This window comes from Rhizobium sp. LjRoot98 (assembly GCF_964252935.1).
Classification (GTDB): domain Bacteria; phylum Pseudomonadota; class Alphaproteobacteria; order Rhizobiales; family Rhizobiaceae; genus Pararhizobium.
Window position 1 is genome coordinate 22,314 of the sequence record NZ_CAXUPW020000003.1, and the last position, 17,739, is coordinate 40,052.

Consider the following 17,739-nt stretch of genomic DNA (forward strand, 5'->3'; position numbering starts at 1 on the left):
CATGATCCTTTTTCCCGCTATCGACCTTAAAGACGGCCAGTGCGTGCGCCTCAAGCTCGGCGACATGGAACAGGCGACCGTCTACAATCCCGACCCCGGCGCCCAGGCCAAGGCCTTCGAGGACCAGGGGTTCGAATGGCTCCACGTGGTCGATCTGAACGGCGCCTTTGCCGGTGAGACCGTCAACGGTGCTGCCGTCGATGCCATCCTGAAATCCACGAAGAACCCGGTGCAACTCGGTGGCGGCATTCGCACGCTCGACCATATCGAGAACTGGCTGTCGCGTGGCCTCGCGCGTGTCATTCTCGGCACCGTTGCCGTGCGCGATCCGGCGCTGGTGATCGAGGCCTGTAAAAAATTCCCCGGCAAGGTCGCCGTCGGTATCGATGCCAAGGGCGGCAAGGTGGCGGTCGAGGGTTGGGCAGAAGCCTCCGAACTCGGTGTCATCGAACTGGCGCAGAAATTCGAAGGGGCCGGTGTTTCAGCCATTATCTACACCGATATCGACCGTGACGGCATCCTGACAGGCATCAACTGGGAGTCGACGCTGGAACTGGCCGATGCCGTTTCCATCCCCGTCATCGCCTCGGGCGGCCTTGCCTCAATGGACGATATCCGCCGCATGGTTCAGCCGGATGCGGCAAAGCTCGAAGGCGCGATCTCCGGCCGGGCGCTCTATGATGGACGCATCGATCCGGCCGAAGCGCTGGCACTCATCCAGAGTGCGAAAGGAAAAGCGGCATGACCCTTAAAGCCCGTGTCATCCCCTGCCTCGACGTCAAGGACGGCCGTGTCGTCAAGGGTGTCAGCTTCCTTGACCTGATCGATGCCGGTGACCCCGTCGAATCGGCCAAGGCCTATGACGCTGCCGGTGCTGACGAACTCTGTTTCCTCGACATTACCGCCTCCTCCGATAATCGCGACACGATCTTCGATGTTGTGGCCCGCACCGCCGATCATTGCTTCATGCCACTGACCGTTGGTGGAGGGGTGCGCAGCGTCGCCGATATCCGCAAGCTTCTGCTGGCCGGAGCCGACAAAGTGTCGATCAACTCCGCTGCTGTCAGCAATCCGGATTTCGTCGCTGAAGCAGCCGACAAGTTCGGCAACCAATGCATCGTCGTCTCGATCGATTCCAAGAAAGTCTCGAAGCCTGGCGAGGAAGACCGCTGGGAGATCTTCACCCATGGTGGCCGCAATGCGACCGGCATCGACGCGGTGACGTTTGCGGAAAAGATGGTCAAGCTTGGCGCCGGTGAACTGCTTTTGACCTCGATGGACCGCGACGGCTCCAAGGCCGGTTACGATATCGCGCTAACCCGGACCATTGCTGACCGTGTGTCCGTGCCGGTCATCGCGTCCGGCGGCGTCGGCACGCTCGATCATATGGTCGAAGGCATTCGCGACGGCCATGCGACCGCGGTGCTGGCGGCGTCGATCTTCCATTTCGGCACCTATAGCATCGGCGAAACCAAGCGCTATATGGCAGAGCATGGCATTGCCATGCGGCTCGATTGAGCTTCAGGACAAAGACAGATGAGCAATTTCAGCCTTTCCGACCTTGAAGCGATCGTCGCCACGCGGGCAAAAGCGTCACCCGACGAATCCTGGACCGCCAAACTCGTTGCCCATGGGCAGGCGAAGGCCGCCAAGAAGCTTGGCGAGGAGGCCGTCGAAACCGTGATCGCGGCGATTTCCAATGACCGGACCAACCTGATCGCCGAAAGTGCCGATCTGGTCTATCATCTGATGGTCGTATTGAAAATTGCTGATATTCCGTTGCAGGATGTGATGGATGAACTCGAACGGCGCACCAGCCAGTCGGGCCTCCAGGAAAAGGCAAGCCGGTAGACGTCATGACCATCGCCGCAAAAGACATCGCGCCGGCCGATATTCCGGATCATTTCGACAACAAGGACTATTCGCCCTACCGGTTCTTTTCGGCTGAGGAATGGTCGCATTTCCGGGCAGACACGCCGCTGACCCTGTCGGCCGATGAAGTCCAGCGGCTGCGCTCGCTGAACGACCCGATCGATCTCAGCGAAGTCCGGCGCATCTACCTGTCGCTATCCCGTCTTCTGTCGACTCACGTGGAATCCTCGCAAAAGCTGTTTGCCCAGCGCCAGGCTTTCCTCAGCATGTCGAACGATGCCAAGACGCCGTTTGTGATCGGCATCGCCGGCTCCGTTGCCGTCGGCAAATCGACGACGGCGCGTATTCTGGCCGAGCTTCTGTCGCGCTGGCCATCGAGCCCGAAGGTCGATCTGGTGACGACGGACGGTTTTCTCTATCCCAACGCGACGCTGCTGCGGGAAAACATGATGGACCGCAAGGGCTTTCCGGAAAGCTACGATATCGGCGCGCTGCTGCGTTTCCTGTCGGCGATCAAGGCCGGGCAGCCGAATGTCCAGGCGCCAAGCTATTCCCATCTCAGCTATGACGTTCTGCCAGACCAGTTCCAGGTGGTGGACCGTCCCGACATCCTGATTTTTGAGGGCATCAATGTCCTGCAGTCACGCAATCTGCCCGCTGACGGCAAGATCGTGCCGATGGTGTCGGATTTCTTCGATTTCTCGATCTATATCGATGCGGAAGAGAGTCTGATCCACACCTGGTACGTCAACCGCTTCATGCGGCTGCGCCAGACCGCTTTCCGCAATCCGGATTCGTTCTTCAAGCGTTATGCGCAGGTCAGCGAAGAGGAAGCCCTGACGATCGCCGAGGGGCTTTGGCAGAACATCAACCTGAAGAACCTGCGCCAGAACATCCTGCCGACCCGGCCGCGTGCTGATCTTATTCTTCAAAAAGGCCCCAATCACCTGACCGAGACAGTGGCGTTGCGCAAACTCTGACGCTTACAGCGTGACGCGGCGGAGCGTCAGGTTGATGCGGCCGCCGTTTTTCAGCAATGTCGACGTGTTGGGGTAGATCTTGTCGACGCCGTGAAAGGCGAGACGCCCCTCGCCGCCCAACACGACGACATCGCCGCTCGACAGCTTGAACGACAGCGTTCCGCCGCTGCGCTCGGTGCCGCCGACGCGGAACAGGCAGCTGTCTCCCAGCGAAATCGACACGACCGGCGTTTCCAGATCCTTTTCGTCACGATCCTGATGCAGGCCCATGCGGGCATCATCGGCATAGAAATTGACGAGGCAGGCCTCCGGCTCCTTTGAGGTACCGGAAACCGCGCGCCAAATATCGAGTAGCACATCGGGCATTGCCGGCCATGGTTTGCCGGTGACCGGATGGTGCGGCTGATAGCGATAGCCGCGTTCCTTGTCCGTCACCCAGCCGAGCGAGCCGCAATTGGTCATGCGCACGGACATCGGCTTGCCGGTGCGGGGCATGGCCGGAACGAACAGCGGGGCTTCCGCCACGACGGTCCGGATGCTCTCGACCAGAGCTTCCTGTTTTTCCCGGTCGAGAAAATCCGGAATGTGCCGGACACCTTGGGGCAGCGCCTTCATCGGAAACCTATTCCAGCCCGAGCAAGGCAGCGGGAACGCCGTAACGCTGCTGCCAGTCGGCGTAACCGACGTCGGTCGGGCCGACCATATGGTCGATCAGGTTCCAGCGGCCGGCTTGAAAGCCCATCAACCCATAGACCGTCAGCCCGTCCATCATGTCGGTATCGCCGGCAAAACCGGTTTCCTCGGGATCGATCACGCCGCCGCCGGGGCGTTGTGGCTCGACCTGCACAAAGGCCCAGTTCGGCGTCACCCGGATGGTGGTGACCACGAATTCGACCGGGCCGCGCATCTCGGCCTCCACCGCCGGGCGCAGGGTATCCATAATGGCAGCCCGCTCCGCCGATCCCTTGGCGGGCTCGCGGAACGTCAAAGCCAGCGCAGGTCCGCTGAATATCGCTGCCGCAGCAGCCAGGAAAACCAGCAGAACCGCGCTGAGCCTTTTCATGAAGCTTAATCCAGCGCCGGAATACGCAGGACCTGGCCGGGATAGATCTTGTCCGGATGGGTCAGCATCGGCTTGTTGGCTTCGAAGATGACGGTATTCTTCACCCCCTTGCCCTTGCCGTACTGCGATTCGGCGATCTTCCAGAGGTTGTCGCCCTTCTTTACAGTGTAGAAGACCGGCTCCTTGGCCGCGACGGGCGCCGCAGCACCATCGGCGACCTTGAGCTCGGCGGCTTCCACCTTCGAGATGCCAAGCGTATTGCCAACGGCAACAACGGCCTTTTCAAAGGCGGACTGGTCCTTCACCACGCCGGTCAGCACGATCTTGTCGCCTTCGACCGCAACATCGACCTTATCGGTGCCGAGATCGTGGGAGGCCAGCTCCTTCTTCACCGCTTCGACATCCGGTGCGTCGTCATCGCCGCCGATGCCGAGCTTCTTGCCGGCATTCTTGATAAAGCTGAACAGACCCATGGCGCATCTCCTTTTGCGGGTTTCTTCAACCCTAACAGAGTGCAGTGATGGGAAAAAAACAAGGCCCGGATGAAAATTGCCGCGATCAATCGTTCTGCGGGCGGCCGCGCATCTTCTTGACTTCGCTCCGCCCGGTCTTTTCCTTCAGCCGCCGCTCGATCGAGCCCTTGGTCGGTTTGGTTTTCCGGCGCGGCGGCGGTGGCGGCTCGGCGGCCTTGAAAATCAGCTCCTTCAACCGTTCGCGCGCATCCTCGCGATTGCGCTCCTGGCTGCGGAAGCGGCTGGCCTCGATCATCAGCACGCCATCCTTGGAAACCTTGCGGCCCGCCAGTTTGATGGCGTTGTCGCGCACCCGCTCCGGCAAGGCCGGCGAAGCGGCGATGCCGTAGAACAGCTGAACTGCGGTCGAGACCTTGTTGACGTTCTGCCCACCAGGCCCACCGGCCAGCACGAATTGCTCCGTCAGCTCCCAGCCGGCGATCACAATGCGGTCGTTGATGTAAAGCGGATCGCTGGCCATGTGGTTTTCATCCTTCCATCGCTCTATCTCACAGGAAACAGGCGTTGAAAACGCGCGAACCCACCGGCAACGCAAAAACCCGGCACTTTCGTGCCGGGTTTCACGTGAATCATCATCTGCAACCCTCTGTGAGGGTTGTTTTATTCCGCTGCGAGCTTCACGCCGGGAGCCGCGTCGCGGACGCTGCCGTCGACATGGTTTTCGAACTTGGCGAAGTTGGCAACGAACATATCAATCAGCTTGCGGGCCTGCGCGTCATAGGCAACGCCGTCACTCCAGGTGGAACGCGGATCAAGGATGCTGGTATCGACGCCCGGTACCGCAACCGGCACGGCAAAGCCGAAGTTGCTGTCGGTGCGGAATTCGGCCGAGGCCAGCGAACCATCAAGCGCTGCAGCGAGCAGCGCCCGCGTTGCCTTGATCGGCATGCGATGTCCCGTGCCATGGGCGCCACCAGTCCAGCCGGTGTTGACCAGCCAGCAATTGACACCATGTTCGGCGATCAAAGCCTTGAGCAGATTGCCGTATTCCGACGGATGACGCGGCATGAACGGCGCACCGAAGCAAGTGGAGAAGGTGGCTTCCGGCTCAGTCACGCCCTTTTCCGTACCAGCAACCTTTGCGGTGTAGCCGGACAGGAAGTGATACATGGCCTGGTCTGGCGTCAAACGGGCGATCGGCGGCATGACGCCGAAAGCATCGGCCGTCAGCATGATGATCGTGCCCGGATGCCCGGCTGTTCCCGACTTGCTGGCATTCGGGATGAAATCGAGCGGATAGGCGCAGCGGGTGTTTTCGGTCAGCGAACCATCGTTGAAGTCCGGCTTGCGGTTTTCATCGAGAATGACGTTTTCAAGCACTGTGCCGAAACGGCGGGTGGTCTCGAAGATTTCCGGTTCGGCTTCTGCCGACAGACGAATGGTCTTGGCGTAGCAGCCACCTTCGAAATTGAAGATGCCATCTTCGCCCCAGCCATGCTCGTCATCACCGATCAGCGTGCGCTTCGGATCGGCCGACAGCGTCGTCTTGCCCGTACCCGAAAGACCAAAGAATACGGCTGCGTCGCCGTCCGGACCGACATTGGCCGAGCAGTGCATCGGCATGACGCGCTTGGCCGGCAACAGGTAGTTGAGCATAGTGAAGACAGACTTCTTCATCTCACCGGCATAGGACGTGCCGCCGATCAGAATGATGCCCTTGGTGAAGTTGCAGGCAATCACGGTTTCGGTGCGGCAACCATGACGGGCAGGATTACCCTTGAAATCCGGCAGGTCGATGATCGTCAGCTTCGGCGCGAAGTTGGCGAGCGACGCCGTTTCCGGCCGGATCAGCAGGTTGCGGATGAACAGGGAGTGCCATGCAAATTCGGTGATGACGCGGGTCTGCAGGGCATTTTCCGCGTCGGCACCGCCGATCAGATCCTGCACATAGAGCGACTTGCCCTCGGCATGATCAAGCATGTCCTGGTGCAGGATGGCGAAATGCTCCGGCGACATTGCATTGTTGTTGTCCCACCAGATTTCGTCCGCGGTATTTTCGTCGCGAACGACGAACTTGTCCTTTGGCGAGCGGCCGGTGTGCTGGCCCGTCAGGGCGCGCACGGCCCCGTCTGCGGTCAGCTGCGCTTCGCTGCGGCGCAGGATTTCCTCGTAGAGTTCAGCGGTGCCAAAGTTGTACCGAACCGTGTCCAGGTTGTTGAAACCGATTGATTCCAGCCCAAGGGATGGGTTGCGAATGCCGAGCTCCTGCATGGTCCAGCTTTCCTCCGTGGTTTGCCGACAGAACGTTGAATGTTAGCGACCATAAAAGGACGGAGGCAAAAAGACAAGATTGCTGTCGTAAAAAATATAATGATTTCAGTATATTAATCGATTTAAAAGAAAATATCGCTTTTTTAATCGGTTGAATCGCGCGTTTTCAGACATCCTTTTTTTGCCGGAAACACCCTCTCGGCATCCGGCTCGTTGCTTTTGCATTTTACTTCGCCACAATTTGTTCCACCTTTATACTCATGAAACGCGTCTTGCCGCAGCAGAGCCCGGACAACCGGGCTGGCCTCGGAGGCGCAGCGAAATGGTGGAGCCCTATACGATGCAGACGATTGCACTTGTCGATGACGACCGGAATATCCTGACCTCGGTGTCGATTGCACTGGAGGCGGAAGGCTACAAGGTCGAAACCTATACCGACGGTGCCTCGGCGCTCGACGGTCTGCTTGCCCGGCCGCCGCAGCTCGCCATCTTCGATATCAAGATGCCGCGCATGGACGGCATGGAGCTTCTGCGCCGCCTGCGCCAGAAATCCGATATTCCGGTGATCTTCCTGACCTCCAAGGATGAGGAGATCGATGAGTTGTTCGGCCTGAAGATGGGCGCCGACGATTTCATCACCAAGCCATTCTCGCAGCGACTGCTGGTTGAACGCGTCAAGGCGATCCTGCGCCGCTCGGCCAACCGGGAAGCAGCGGCCGCCGCGAGCACTGGCAGCGGCGCGGCCAAGAGTGCAGCCGATATCCAGGCCCGCTCGCTGGAGCGCGGCCAGCTGTCGATGGACCAGGAGCGCCACACATGCACCTGGAAGAACGAACCCGTGACCCTGACGGTCACCGAGTTCCTGATCCTGCATTCGCTGGCGCAGCGCCCCGGCGTGGTGAAAAGCCGTGATTCCTTGATGGACGCTGCCTATGATGAGCAGGTCTATGTCGATGACCGCACCATCGACAGCCACATCAAGCGGCTGCGCAAGAAGTTCAAGATGGTCGACAACGACTTCGACATGATCGAAACGCTCTACGGCGTCGGTTACCGCTTCCGCGAATCCGCCTGAAGCCCAGCCTTGTCTCCTGACCACGCCGGGCATCTACCCTGATGTGCATGTCTGGCGTGGCCAAGGACGGAGCTGTATGATACGGCTCCGCGCCAACGTGAGATACAAGAGCGTAATCTCCATTCCGCCCCCGGGCGGACGGCAGTAACCTGCCATTGACATACAGGGGCCGCGAAAGCGGGAGTTGAAGGCTTGGTCGAAGTCTTGCGAAACATCGATATGGATGACAGCGAAACACGGGCGGCAGCGGGCCGCAAGTGGGCGCATCCCTTCACGCTGATTCGCCGCATCTTCGGCAACGCCGTCTTTTCCAGCCTGACGCGCCGCATCCTGTTCTTCAATCTCGTCGCACTGGTCGTGCTTGTCGGCGGCATCATGTACCTGAACCAGTTCCGCGAGGGGCTGATCGATGCACGCGTCGAAAGTCTTTTGACACAAGGAGAAATCATCGCCGGCGCCATTGCGGCGTCTGCTTCCGTCGATACCAACTCGATCACCATCGATCCTGAAAAACTCCTGGAACTGCAGGCCGGCCAAAGCATCACGCCGCTGCCCAGCGACGAGGATCTCGAATTCCCGATCAATCAGGAACGTGTGGCACCGGTGCTGCGGCGGCTGATCTCGCCGACCCGCACCCGCGCCCGTCTGTTCGATGCCGACGCCGACCTGCTGCTGGATTCCCGCCATCTCTATACCGGTGGCCAGGTGCTGCGTTTCGACCTGCCACCGATCGAGCCGGAAGCCGCGACATGGTCCGAACGGTTCAACTCCTGGTTCAACCGCGTGCTGCAACCGGGTAATCTGCCGCTTTACAAGGAACCTCCGGGCGGGAACGGCGCGATCTATCCCGAAGTCATGAATGCGTTGACCGGTGTTCGTGGCGCTGTTGTGCGCGTCACCGAAAAGGGCGAGTTGATCGTCTCTGTTGCCGTGCCTGTTCAGCGCTTCCGTGCGGTTCTCGGTGTATTGCTTTTGTCAACGCAGGCCGGTGATATCGACAAGATCGTTCACGCCGAGCGGCTGGCGATCATTCGCGTCTTCGGCGTCGCCGCCCTCGTCAACGTCATCCTGTCGCTGCTCTTGTCGAGCACCATTGCCAACCCCTTGCGCCGGCTGTCGGCAGCTGCCATCCGCGTGCGGCGCGGCGGCGCCAAGGAGCGTGAGGAAATCCCGGATTTCTCCTCCCGCCAGGACGAAATCGGCAACCTGTCGGTTGCGCTGCGCGAAATGACGACGGCGCTCTACGATCGTATCGCCGCGATCGAGAACTTTGCCGCCGATGTCAGCCACGAACTGAAGAACCCGCTGACTTCGCTACGCAGCGCCGTCGAGACGCTGCCGCTCGCCCGCACCGACGATTCCAAGAAGCGGCTGATGGACGTCATCCAGCACGACGTGCGCCGCCTCGACCGGCTGATCAGCGATATTTCCGATGCCTCGAGGCTCGATGCCGAGCTTGCCCGCAGCGACGCAAAAGCCGTTGATCTGGAAAAGCTGCTCGGTGGCCTTGTCGATATCTCCCGGCAGATCCGCAGCGGCAAGAAGGCCGTCGAACTAAGCTTCGTCGTCGAGCGCAAGGACAATCCGAAGGCGCGCTTCGATGTGGGCGGCTACGAGTTGCGCATTGGGCAGATCATCACCAACCTGATCGAGAATGCCCGGTCATTCGTTCCGGACCAGGGTGGACGCATCGTCCTGCGCCTGACCCGGACCCGCAGCCGTTGCATCATCTATGTCGAGGATAACGGCCCGGGCATCCAGGCCGAAGACATCGACCGGATTTTCGAACGCTTCTACACGGACCGTCCCGACGGCGAGGATTTTGGCCAGAATTCGGGCCTTGGTCTTTCCATCTCCCGCCAGATCGCCGAAGCCCATGGCGGCTCGCTGAAGGCCGAGAACATGATGGATGCGAGCGGCAAGATTACCGGCGCCCGTTTCATTCTTTCGCTTCCGATCGAAAGTCACGCATGACCCACCCGGCGGTCAATGTTCACGCGACCGCCGTGGTGCTTGGAACCCAGGGTTTTTTGTTTGTTGGCCCGTCCGGCGCAGGCAAGTCAATGCTGGCGCTCTCTTGCCTGTCGGCGGCAAGGAATTGCGGGCTGTTTGCGGCGCTCGTCTCGGATGATCAGGTGCTGATCTCAGTGCATGACGGGCACATTATCGCCCGCCGGCCCGCCGCGATTGCAGGCCTTGCCGAAGTCCGCGGTGCAGGGATCTTTGCCGTCGAGACGATACCGGCCGCCGCAATCGATTTTGCCATTCTGCCGGTCAAATCGCCGTTTGAGCCGCGTTTACCCCCGGAAAACGAGAGGTTTTCTTTGCCGTCCGGTGATTTTTTACCCTTGTACCGCCTTCCCATGGCCGAAGGCTTGAATTCCTTTGAAATTCTGCGGCTTATTTTACCTCAAAATGCCAATTTTCAAGGACTTTGATGCCTTTTAAAGCAGCATTTGCGGATTTTTAACTTGCCATTCGGCTTTTCCTTGCCAAGATGGCCGCCCTAAGGTGGACGAAATTGCTGCATTGCGATATCTGACCCTCCTTATAGATTTGCAGATGCAGTTGGAGCGAAGACACCATGATCGGACTTGTGCTTGTCACACACGGCAAGCTGGCTGAAGAGTTTCGTCATGCGCTGGAGCATGTCGTTGGTCCGCAAAAGTCAATCGAGACTGTCTGCATCGGCCCCGAGGATGACATGGATCAGCGCCGGCAGGATATCCTGCACGCTGTTCTTGCTGCCGATGAAGGCAATGGCGTTATTATCCTTACAGACATGTTTGGCGGCACGCCGTCCAACCTGGCAATCTCGGTCATGCAGAGTGGCACCGTTGAAGTGATTGCCGGTGTCAACCTTCCCATGCTGATCAAACTGGCCGGAGTCCGAGGCGAGAGCGATATGGACAAGGCACTCGTCGAAGCGTCCGAAGCAGGCAGGAAATACATCAATGTCGCAAGCCGTGTCCTCAGTGGAAAATAACGGGACTCCGGTCATGACCCTCTCCCGCGACCTCCTGATCGTCAATAAGCGCGGACTGCATGCCCGCGCGTCTGCCAAGTTCGTACAGACGGTCGAAGGCTACGATGCCGAAATCCACGTCTCGAAGGACGGTATGACTGTCGGCGGCACTTCGATCATGGGCCTGATGATGCTGGCTGCCAGCACCGGCTGTTCGGTTTCCGTCACCTCCAGCGGCCGTCAGGCACAGGAGGCTCTCGATGCTCTCGACGCACTGGTTGCCGACAAGTTCGGCGAAGAAATCTAGGCTCGGGCGGAAACACATAAAGACATAAAGACTTCTTTATGTCCTGTTGCTCCTGTTCACTTTTCCTGATAATTGAGGAACAAACCTCCTGCAGACTGCGGGAAGTGCCGAATTATAGTGCGCCCTGCCCGGCCCTGCCAAAACGTCAGGACTTCGTGCATGGCACCAGCCCGGAGACTCTCATGAGCACGAAAAACGACTATGTTGTTGCGGATATCGGCCTTGCCGATTTCGGCCGCAAGGAAATCATCATTGCCGAAACGGAAATGCCGGGCCTGATGGCCTGCCGCGAGGAATTCGGCGCGTCCAAGCCGCTGAAGGGCGCCCGCATCACCGGTTCGCTGCACATGACCATCCAGACGGCTGTCCTGATCGAGACGCTGGTCGCGCTCGGTGCGGAAGTTCGCTGGGCCTCCTGCAACATCTTCTCGACGCAGGACCATGCTGCCGCCGCGATCGCGGCATCTGGCGTCCCGGTCTTCGCCATCAAGGGTGAAAGCCTGGAAGACTACTGGACCTACACGGACCAGATCTTCCAGTGGGCCGACGGCGGCGTTTCCAACATGATCCTCGATGACGGCGGCGACGCCACCATGTACATCCTGCTCGGTGCCCGCGCCGAAGCCGGTGAGGACGTTCTCTCGAAGCCGGAGTCGGAAGAAGAAGAAATCCTCGTTGCCCAGATCAAGAAGCGCCTGGCCGCTTCGCCGGGCTGGTTTACCAAACAGCGCGATGCCATCCAGGGCGTGACCGAAGAAACCACAACGGGCGTCAACCGTCTCTACCAGCTGCATGCCAAGGGCCTGCTGCCCTTCCCCGCGATCAACGTTAACGATTCGGTTACCAAGTCGAAGTTCGACAACAAGTATGGCTGCAAGGAATCGCTGGTCGACGGCATCCGCCGCGGCACCGACGTCATGATGGCCGGCAAGGTTGCAGTCGTTTGCGGTTACGGCGACGTCGGCAAGGGCTCTGCTGCTTCGCTGCTTGGCGCTGGCGCCCGCGTCAAGGTCACGGAAGTTGACCCGATCTGCGCCCTGCAGGCCGCCATGGACGGTTTTGAAGTCGTTCAGTTGGAAGACGTTGTGTCTTCGGCCGATATCTTCATCACGACGACCGGCAACAAGGACGTCATCCGCATGGACCACATGCGCGAGATGAAGGACATGGCGATCGTTGGAAACATTGGCCATTTCGACAACGAAATCCAGGTTTCCGCACTGCGCAACCTGAAATGGACCAACATCAAGCCGCAGGTTGACCTCATCGAGTTCCCCAAGGGCAACCGCATGATCCTTCTGTCGGAAGGCCGCCTGCTCAACCTCGGTAATGCCACCGGCCACCCGTCCTTCGTCATGTCGGCTTCGTTCACCAACCAGACGCTGGCCCAGATCGAACTGTTCACCAAGGGTGATCAGTACGAAAAGGGCGTTCATATCCTGCCGAAGCACCTCGACGAGAAGGTCGCACGCCTTCACCTCGCCAAGCTCGGCGCCAAGCTGACCGAGCTTTCGGAAGAACAGGCCGGCTATATCGGTGTTAAGCCGCAAGGCCCGTTCAAGGCTGAACACTACCGCTACTAGTCCTTACCCGGATAATCCACAACATATAGAGGCCGCGATCTTGACAAAAGATCGTGGCCTCTTTTTTTGCCCTGCCCTTCCCGAGGATTCCCCGAAGGCGTATGTTTTTGGCACAATGATTCGTGACGAAGATGCGGAACAGACGCGTCGCGAATGGGATGTCTTGTCGTTGAGGCGGCAAACAGACGAAGACATGCCGGACTGCAATCGGATTTGAACGAGGCCTGCCCTGGCGGGATTTCGATTTGGTACTGCGTGGCGATTTGCACCCAGGCGAATGAGCTTTGAACGTTACCTGGCCGAAAGGCCGGGGCACGCTTCAAGGTATTGAATACACAGATGATCACGTGATTCGGGTTTTCCGGCACATTGGTCATATGTGGTGCAAACGGGGAAGCACGCCATGGAAACAGGTCCTTTGAAACGCGTCGGCAGCCGGATTCCGTCCCTGTTGCGCCGGTTCATGGCAAGCTCGACGCTCGTCGCTTTTGCTTGCCCTGCTTTTGCGGCGGCTGAGGGCGTCGCAACAGCCAACCTCTTCGGTTCGTCCGAAGTCGTCACCTTTTCCGTGCTGATCGGCATCGTTTCTGCGGCAATGCTCTCCGCTATCTGGCTGATCCGCCAGCGCGGCAATATGGAAATCGACAACCGGGAACTGAACACGGCGCTGGCCGATGCCAACCATCGGATTTCGCGATTCCAGGCGCTGATCGCCGACAAGAACCGGCGCATTGTCGTCTGGGAAGGCCAGTCGAACAAACCCGAATTTCTCGGCCAGCTACCGGCCGAAACCGGCGCACCCCAGGATGACCGTGACTTCCTCGCTTTCGGCCGCTGGATGAAATCGCAATCGGCATCCGAGCTGGAAAGAGCCATCGAACTGCTGCGCTCCAATGCCGAGAGCTTCGACCTCATCGTCGAAACCAGCCGGAGCGAAATCATAGAAACCCAGGGCCGCGTTTCCGGCGGCCGTGCCTTCGTCCGGTTCGTGGCGCTGAACAATCTGCGAGCCGAGCTTGCGGAAGTGAAAATGGAACGCGACCGCCTGCACGGCTCGCTTTCTAACCTGCACACGCTGCTCGATGCGATCGATCTGCCTGTCTGGCAGCGTGGGCCGGACGGCGCCCTTCTGTGGGTGAACGACGCCTATGCCGAAGCCGTTGAAGCCGCCGATCCGTCCGCTGCAGTCAAGGAGAGCCGTGAGCTTCTGGCAACTGTAGCCCGTGAGAAAATCCGCGTCATCAGCACTTATGATTCGCCCTATCGCGACAAGGTCTCCACCGTCGTGCGTGGAAACCGGACGTTCTTCGACGTGGTTGACGCCAAGAGCACCAGCGGTTCTGCCGGCATGGCGATCAACGTCTCCGATGTCGAGGCCGTTCGCGAGGAGCTCAACCGCACCCTGAAGAGCCACGCCGAAACGCTCGATCATCTTGCAACGCCCGTCGCGATCTTCGATGGCAGTCAGCAGTTGCAGTTCTACAACCAGGCTTTCCAGCGCCTGTGGGACCTCGACATGGGCTTCCTTGAGCGCAAGCCCGGCAATGGCGAAATCCTCGACCGGCTGCGCGCCGCCGGCAAACTGCCCGAACAGTTGAACTGGAAGCAATGGAAGGATGGGGCGCTCGCTGTCTATCAGGCGATCGAGACGCAATCCGACCTCTGGCATCTGCCCAACGGCCAGACCCTGCGTGTGTTCGCCACCGCCCGCCCGCAAGGCGGCGCAACCTGGGTGTTTGAGAACCTGACCGAGAAAGTCGATCTGGAAACCCGCTACAACACGCTGGTCCAGGTCCAGGGCGAGACCATCGACCATCTGTCCGAAGGCGTCGCCGTGTTCGGCCCCGACGGCCGCATCAAGCTATCCAATCCGGCCTTCCGCGCACTTTGGGGCGTCACCGAGCTCGAGGCAAAGCCAGGGACGCATATCCGCTCCATCGAGCAGGCCTGTGCGCCGTCCTACGACCAGCCGGATGGCTGGAAGCAGTTTTCGCATCTTATCACCAGCTTCGACGACGAACGCCCGTCCTGCCAGGGTATTCTCGAATTGCGCACCGGCCTGATCCTCGATTTCGCCGTCATCCCGCTACCCAACGCCCAGACGATGCTGACCTTCGTCAACATCACCGACAGCGCAAGGGTCGAGCGCGCACTGACCGAAAAGAACGATGCGCTGCGGATGGCGGACCATCTGAAAAACGATTTTGTCCAGCACGTATCCTATGAACTGCGCTCACCGCTGACCAATATCATCGGCTTTGCCGACCTCCTGAAAACGCCCACCTTCGGATCGCTGACGGAACGGCAGGCGGAATATGTCGATCACATTTCCACCTCGTCCTCACTGCTTCTGACGATCGTCAATGATATTCTCGATCTGGCAACCGTCGATGCGGGCATCGTCGAGCTTGACCTCTCGGAAATCAACCTGACCGACTTCCTCGATGAAGTGTCGCTGCAGATGGCCGACAGGCTGCAGGAAAGCGCCGTCACCCTGCAGATCGATACGCCGGATATGCTGGGTCTGTTCGTCGCCGATCATCAACGTCTGAAGCAGATCCTCATCAAGCTTTTGACCAACGCCGCCAATTTTGCCCCTGACGGCAGCACCGTCAGCCTGAAGTGCCGCCGCGAGGGCAGCGATTTTGTGTTCAGCGTCACCGACAGCGGCGCCGGCATTCCGCAGGATGTGCTCGACACCGTATTCAAGCGGTTCGAAAGCCATGGCCAGCATGGTGGCGCCGGCCTTGGACTGTCAATCGTCGAAAGTTTCGTCAGCCTGCATCACGGAACTGTATCAATCCGAAGCCGCGAAGGCGAAGGAACGGAAGTGACCTGCCGCATCCCATCCGGCGAACTGCCACAGATCGCCGCGGCGGAATAATGCAGGTGATCGAGCTCACCCTCAAGGACGAGGCGGCGACCATCGAGCTCGGCGAAGACCTTGCGCTGGCCTTGAAGGCCGGCGACTGTCTCGCCCTGTCGGGCGATCTTGGTGCGGGCAAATCGACACTGGCACGCGCCTTCCTGCGCGCCATGGCCGACGACGAGATGCTGGAGGTTCCAAGTCCGACCTTCACGCTGGTCCAAAGCTACGACCTTCGTATTCCGGTTTCGCATTTCGATCTCTACCGGCTGGCCGACGTTTCGGAACTCGACGAGCTAGGTTTCGACGAGGCCCTGTCCGAGGGTATCTGCCTGGTGGAATGGCCGGAAAATGCCCTGGCAGCGCTGCCGAAGTCACGGCTGACCGCCACGTTTTCTCATCTTGGTGACGGACGCACCGTCACGATCACCGGCGAAGCTTCCGCCCTTGCGCGGATTGAACGCAGCCTTGCCATCCGCGCTTTTCTCAAACAGCAGGGTCTTGGCGATGCCAAGCGCCGGCATCTGAGCGGCGACGCTTCCGCACGTGCCTATGAACGCATTCTCATGCCCGGCGAACCCGCCCGCATCCTGATGGACTCGGCCCGTCACAAGCCCGGCCCCATCCTTCAGGACGGCAAATATTATCAGCAGCTCGCCCATATCGCCGAAGATGTCATCCCCTTCGTCGCCGTCGCCCACGATATTCGGACTAAGGGCTTTTGCGCACCGGATATCTATGAGGCCGATCTCGATGCCGGCATCCTGCTGATCGAAGACCTCGGCAGTGAGGGTATTCTCGACGCAGAGGGACAACCGATTGCCGAGCGTTATCTGGAAAGCGCCCGCGTGCTGGCGCATCTGCATGCGCAGCCCGTGACACGGGATATTTCCCTCGGCGCCGTCACCCACCACATCCCCGATTTCGACCGCACGGCGATGAAGATCGAAACCAGTCTGCTGCTCGACTGGTACCTGCCCTGGAAGCGCGGCGAAAAAGCTTCCGATGCCGAGCGTCATGGTTATTTCGCGGTCTGGGACCAACTGATCGATCTGTTGGGTTCGTCAGAACAGAAACTGCTGCTGCGGGACTTCCATTCGCCGAACATCATCTGGCGCGGTGATCACGCAGGTTTTGAGCGGATCGGCATCATCGATTTCCAGGATTCGATGATCGGCCCGACCGCCTATGACGTCGCCTCGATCTCGCAGGATGCCCGCGTCACGATCGAGCCAGAGCTGCGCGATGCGATGCTGTCGCTCTATTGCTCCGAACGCCACGCTCTTGGCTCCTTCGATGAAGCGACATTCCGGCGCGACTGGCATCTGATGTCAGCGCAGCGTAATTGCAAGCTCGTGGGCATCTGGGTGCGGCTGATGCAGCGTGACGGCAAGCCTCTCTACATGAAGCACATGCCGCGGACATTTTCCTATCTCGAAGTGGCGCTGCAACACGAAGCGCTCGCACCCTTGCGCGATTGGTGCATAAAGGCTGGAATCCTTTAAGCCGAATCAACGGCTGAAGCTTCAGCGGAATGCGTGTGCCCATGTCCATCATCGAAAACGCCATGGTGCTTGCCGCGGGGCTTGGAACCCGTCTGCGCCCCATTACCGACACCATGCCGAAACCGTTGGTTCCGATCGCAGGCATGCCGATGATCGACTATGTGCTCGATCTTCTGGAGGCTGCAGGCGTGACGACGGCGGCGGTCAACGTCCATCATTTTGCCGACCGGATGGAAGCGCATCTGGCTGAGCGAAGCCGGCCAAACATCGTGATTTCCGACGAGCGGGCGGCGCTGATGAACTCCGGTGGTGGGTTGGCCAAGGGATTGAAGCTTCTGCCGGAGGGGCCGGTTCTGGTGATGAATGCCGACCTGTTCTGGGTCGGAGAAAAGTCGGATGCGCCCTCCAATCTCGAACGGCTCGCATCCTTCTTCGATCCCGAAACGATGGACATGGCGCTGCTTTGCGTGCGCAACGAAGATACGACCGGACACAATGGCAAGCTGGATTTCTCGCTCGATCAAGAAGGGCGACTGTCGCGTTACAAAGACGGTATGGACAATCCCGTCGTCTATGCCGGCGCCATCGCGCTGCACAGTGGCCTTTTCGCTGACGCTCCGGATGACGCCTTCAACCTCAATATCTATTTCGACCGGGCAATCGCCCGGAACCGGCTTTCCGGCATCGTTCTCGATGGTCACTGGCTAACCGTCGGCACGCCCGAGGCGATCGGCCAGGCCGAAGATGCGATCCGCCAGCTTGTAACAGGAGCCTGATGA

18 protein-coding genes are annotated in these 17,739 nt (G+C 59.6%); 13 read left to right on the forward strand and 5 right to left on the reverse strand.

Features of this window, described 5'->3' with window-relative positions; all coding sequences use genetic code 11:
* The first annotated feature begins 1 nt into the window (after window position 1).
* Genes hisA through coaA form a run of 4 tightly spaced genes read left to right on the forward strand, consistent with a single transcriptional unit; the run spans window position 2 to window position 2,852 of the window.
* Complete coding sequence (gene hisA / locus ACSQ3J_RS12040; RefSeq protein ID WP_060502467.1) at window positions 2-745, forward strand: 1-(5-phosphoribosyl)-5-[(5-phosphoribosylamino)methylideneamino]imidazole-4-carboxamide isomerase; 744 nt, start codon at window positions 2-4, stop codon at window positions 743-745.
* Window positions 742-1,518 (forward strand): imidazole glycerol phosphate synthase subunit HisF, encoded by a 777-nt coding sequence (gene hisF / locus ACSQ3J_RS12045; protein ID WP_060502468.1) that lies wholly within the window; start codon window positions 742-744, stop codon window positions 1,516-1,518. The genes hisA and hisF overlap by 4 nt, the downstream gene beginning before the upstream one ends.
* An 18-nt stretch (window positions 1,519-1,536) precedes the next feature.
* A complete protein-coding gene (locus tag ACSQ3J_RS12050; protein WP_037096695.1) occupies window positions 1,537-1,851 on the forward strand; it encodes a phosphoribosyl-ATP diphosphatase in 315 nt (104 codons plus the stop codon).
* A 5-nt stretch (window positions 1,852-1,856) separates the two neighbouring features.
* Window positions 1,857-2,852 (forward strand): type I pantothenate kinase, encoded by a 996-nt coding sequence (gene coaA / locus ACSQ3J_RS12055; RefSeq protein WP_060502469.1) that lies wholly within the window; start codon window positions 1,857-1,859, stop codon window positions 2,850-2,852.
* A 3-nt stretch (window positions 2,853-2,855) separates the two neighbouring features.
* Here the strand turns inward: coaA and ACSQ3J_RS12060 are convergent, their stop codons facing one another.
* The 5 genes from ACSQ3J_RS12060 to ACSQ3J_RS12080 all read right to left on the reverse strand — a co-directional run bounded on the left by ACSQ3J_RS12060 (window position 2,856) and on the right by ACSQ3J_RS12080 (window position 6,659).
* Complete coding sequence (locus tag ACSQ3J_RS12060; protein ID WP_060502470.1) at window positions 2,856-3,467, reverse strand: alpha-ketoglutarate-dependent dioxygenase AlkB family protein; 612 nt, start codon at window positions 3,465-3,467, stop codon at window positions 2,856-2,858.
* A 7-nt stretch (window positions 3,468-3,474) separates the two neighbouring features.
* Window positions 3,475-3,915 carry a hypothetical protein gene (locus ACSQ3J_RS12065; protein WP_060502471.1) on the reverse strand — a complete coding sequence of 147 codons (441 nt, stop codon included), beginning with the start codon at window positions 3,913-3,915 and terminating at the stop codon, window positions 3,475-3,477.
* Between the two features lie 5 nt (window positions 3,916-3,920).
* Window positions 3,921-4,388 carry a peptidoglycan-binding protein LysM gene (lysM, locus tag ACSQ3J_RS12070; RefSeq protein ID WP_060502472.1) on the reverse strand — a complete coding sequence of 156 codons (468 nt, stop codon included), beginning with the start codon at window positions 4,386-4,388 and terminating at the stop codon, window positions 3,921-3,923.
* Between the two features lie 85 nt (window positions 4,389-4,473).
* Window positions 4,474-4,908: an alternative ribosome rescue aminoacyl-tRNA hydrolase ArfB gene (arfB, locus tag ACSQ3J_RS12075; RefSeq protein WP_060502473.1), complete on the reverse strand. Its 435-nt coding sequence runs from the start codon at window positions 4,906-4,908 to the stop codon at window positions 4,474-4,476.
* Window positions 4,909-5,048: 140 nt separating this feature from the next.
* Window positions 5,049-6,659, reverse strand: coding sequence for a phosphoenolpyruvate carboxykinase (locus ACSQ3J_RS12080; protein ID WP_060502474.1), 1,611 nt, complete (start codon window positions 6,657-6,659; stop codon window positions 5,049-5,051).
* A 340-nt stretch (window positions 6,660-6,999) separates the two neighbouring features.
* Between ACSQ3J_RS12080 and ACSQ3J_RS12085 the strand changes: the two genes are divergently transcribed.
* The 9 genes from ACSQ3J_RS12085 (at window position 7,000) to ACSQ3J_RS12125 (ending at window position 17,736) form a co-directional block, all read left to right on the forward strand.
* Entirely contained in the window at window positions 7,000-7,734 is a 735-nt protein-coding gene (locus ACSQ3J_RS12085) for a response regulator transcription factor (RefSeq protein WP_037097523.1), read from the forward strand.
* Window positions 7,735-7,953: 219 nt separating this feature from the next.
* A complete protein-coding gene (locus ACSQ3J_RS12090; RefSeq protein WP_244481962.1) occupies window positions 7,954-9,708 on the forward strand; it encodes a sensor histidine kinase in 1,755 nt (584 codons plus the stop codon).
* On the forward strand, window positions 9,705-10,172 hold the full coding sequence (locus ACSQ3J_RS12095) for an HPr kinase/phosphorylase (protein WP_060502476.1): 468 nt from the start codon (window positions 9,705-9,707) through the stop codon (window positions 10,170-10,172). The genes ACSQ3J_RS12090 and ACSQ3J_RS12095 overlap by 4 nt, the downstream gene beginning before the upstream one ends.
* 146 nt (window positions 10,173-10,318) lie before the next feature.
* Window positions 10,319-10,720, forward strand: coding sequence for a PTS sugar transporter subunit IIA (locus tag ACSQ3J_RS12100; protein WP_037096714.1), 402 nt, complete (start codon window positions 10,319-10,321; stop codon window positions 10,718-10,720).
* 13 nt (window positions 10,721-10,733) lie between these two features.
* Window positions 10,734-11,006, forward strand: a complete 273-nt coding sequence (locus ACSQ3J_RS12105) for an HPr family phosphocarrier protein (RefSeq protein WP_037096716.1) — start codon at window positions 10,734-10,736, stop codon at window positions 11,004-11,006.
* A gap of 182 nt (window positions 11,007-11,188) precedes the next feature.
* Complete coding sequence (gene ahcY / locus ACSQ3J_RS12110) at window positions 11,189-12,589, forward strand: adenosylhomocysteinase (protein WP_060502477.1); 1,401 nt, start codon at window positions 11,189-11,191, stop codon at window positions 12,587-12,589.
* Window positions 12,590-12,992: 403 nt separating this feature from the next.
* A complete protein-coding gene (locus tag ACSQ3J_RS12115; RefSeq protein WP_060502478.1) occupies window positions 12,993-15,473 on the forward strand; it encodes a sensor histidine kinase in 2,481 nt (826 codons plus the stop codon).
* Window positions 15,473-16,960 carry a tRNA (adenosine(37)-N6)-threonylcarbamoyltransferase complex ATPase subunit type 1 TsaE gene (gene tsaE / locus ACSQ3J_RS12120; RefSeq protein ID WP_060502479.1) on the forward strand — a complete coding sequence of 496 codons (1,488 nt, stop codon included), beginning with the start codon at window positions 15,473-15,475 and terminating at the stop codon, window positions 16,958-16,960. Before ACSQ3J_RS12115 ends, tsaE begins: the two co-directional genes overlap by 1 nt.
* Window positions 16,961-17,001: 41 nt before the next feature.
* Window positions 17,002-17,736: a nucleotidyltransferase family protein gene (locus ACSQ3J_RS12125; protein WP_060502827.1), complete on the forward strand. Its 735-nt coding sequence runs from the start codon at window positions 17,002-17,004 to the stop codon at window positions 17,734-17,736.
* Window positions 17,737-17,739: the final 3 nt, after the last annotated feature.

What these genes read in the sequence shown, in the direction of transcription:
- ACSQ3J_RS12060 (WP_060502470.1), bottom strand. Translation starts at nt 3,467, where the DNA reads ATGAAGGCGCTGCCCCAAGGTGTCCGGCACATTCCGGATTTTCTCGAC.
- ACSQ3J_RS12105 (WP_037096716.1), top strand. Translation starts at nt 10,734, where the DNA reads ATGACCCTCTCCCGCGACCTCCTGATCGTCAATAAGCGCGGACTGCAT.
- tsaE (WP_060502479.1), top strand. Translation starts at nt 15,473, where the DNA reads ATGCAGGTGATCGAGCTCACCCTCAAGGACGAGGCGGCGACCATCGAG.
- ACSQ3J_RS12115 (WP_060502478.1), top strand. Translation starts at nt 12,993, where the DNA reads ATGGAAACAGGTCCTTTGAAACGCGTCGGCAGCCGGATTCCGTCCCTG.
- ACSQ3J_RS12085 (WP_037097523.1), top strand. Translation starts at nt 7,000, where the DNA reads ATGCAGACGATTGCACTTGTCGATGACGACCGGAATATCCTGACCTCG.
- ACSQ3J_RS12080 (WP_060502474.1), bottom strand. Translation starts at nt 6,659, where the DNA reads ATGCAGGAGCTCGGCATTCGCAACCCATCCCTTGGGCTGGAATCAATC.
- ahcY (WP_060502477.1), top strand. Translation starts at nt 11,189, where the DNA reads ATGAGCACGAAAAACGACTATGTTGTTGCGGATATCGGCCTTGCCGAT.
- ACSQ3J_RS12065 (WP_060502471.1), bottom strand. Translation starts at nt 3,915, where the DNA reads ATGAAAAGGCTCAGCGCGGTTCTGCTGGTTTTCCTGGCTGCTGCGGCA.
- ACSQ3J_RS12100 (WP_037096714.1), top strand. Translation starts at nt 10,319, where the DNA reads ATGATCGGACTTGTGCTTGTCACACACGGCAAGCTGGCTGAAGAGTTT.
- ACSQ3J_RS12090 (WP_244481962.1), top strand. Translation starts at nt 7,954, where the DNA reads ATGGATGACAGCGAAACACGGGCGGCAGCGGGCCGCAAGTGGGCGCAT.
- lysM (WP_060502472.1), bottom strand. Translation starts at nt 4,388, where the DNA reads ATGGGTCTGTTCAGCTTTATCAAGAATGCCGGCAAGAAGCTCGGCATC.
- hisA (WP_060502467.1), top strand. Translation starts at nt 2, where the DNA reads ATGATCCTTTTTCCCGCTATCGACCTTAAAGACGGCCAGTGCGTGCGC.
- arfB (WP_060502473.1), bottom strand. Translation starts at nt 4,908, where the DNA reads ATGGCCAGCGATCCGCTTTACATCAACGACCGCATTGTGATCGCCGGC.
- hisF (WP_060502468.1), top strand. Translation starts at nt 742, where the DNA reads ATGACCCTTAAAGCCCGTGTCATCCCCTGCCTCGACGTCAAGGACGGC.
- ACSQ3J_RS12095 (WP_060502476.1), top strand. Translation starts at nt 9,705, where the DNA reads ATGACCCACCCGGCGGTCAATGTTCACGCGACCGCCGTGGTGCTTGGA.
- ACSQ3J_RS12050 (WP_037096695.1), top strand. Translation starts at nt 1,537, where the DNA reads ATGAGCAATTTCAGCCTTTCCGACCTTGAAGCGATCGTCGCCACGCGG.
- ACSQ3J_RS12125 (WP_060502827.1), top strand. Translation starts at nt 17,002, where the DNA reads ATGTCCATCATCGAAAACGCCATGGTGCTTGCCGCGGGGCTTGGAACC.
- coaA (WP_060502469.1), top strand. Translation starts at nt 1,857, where the DNA reads ATGACCATCGCCGCAAAAGACATCGCGCCGGCCGATATTCCGGATCAT.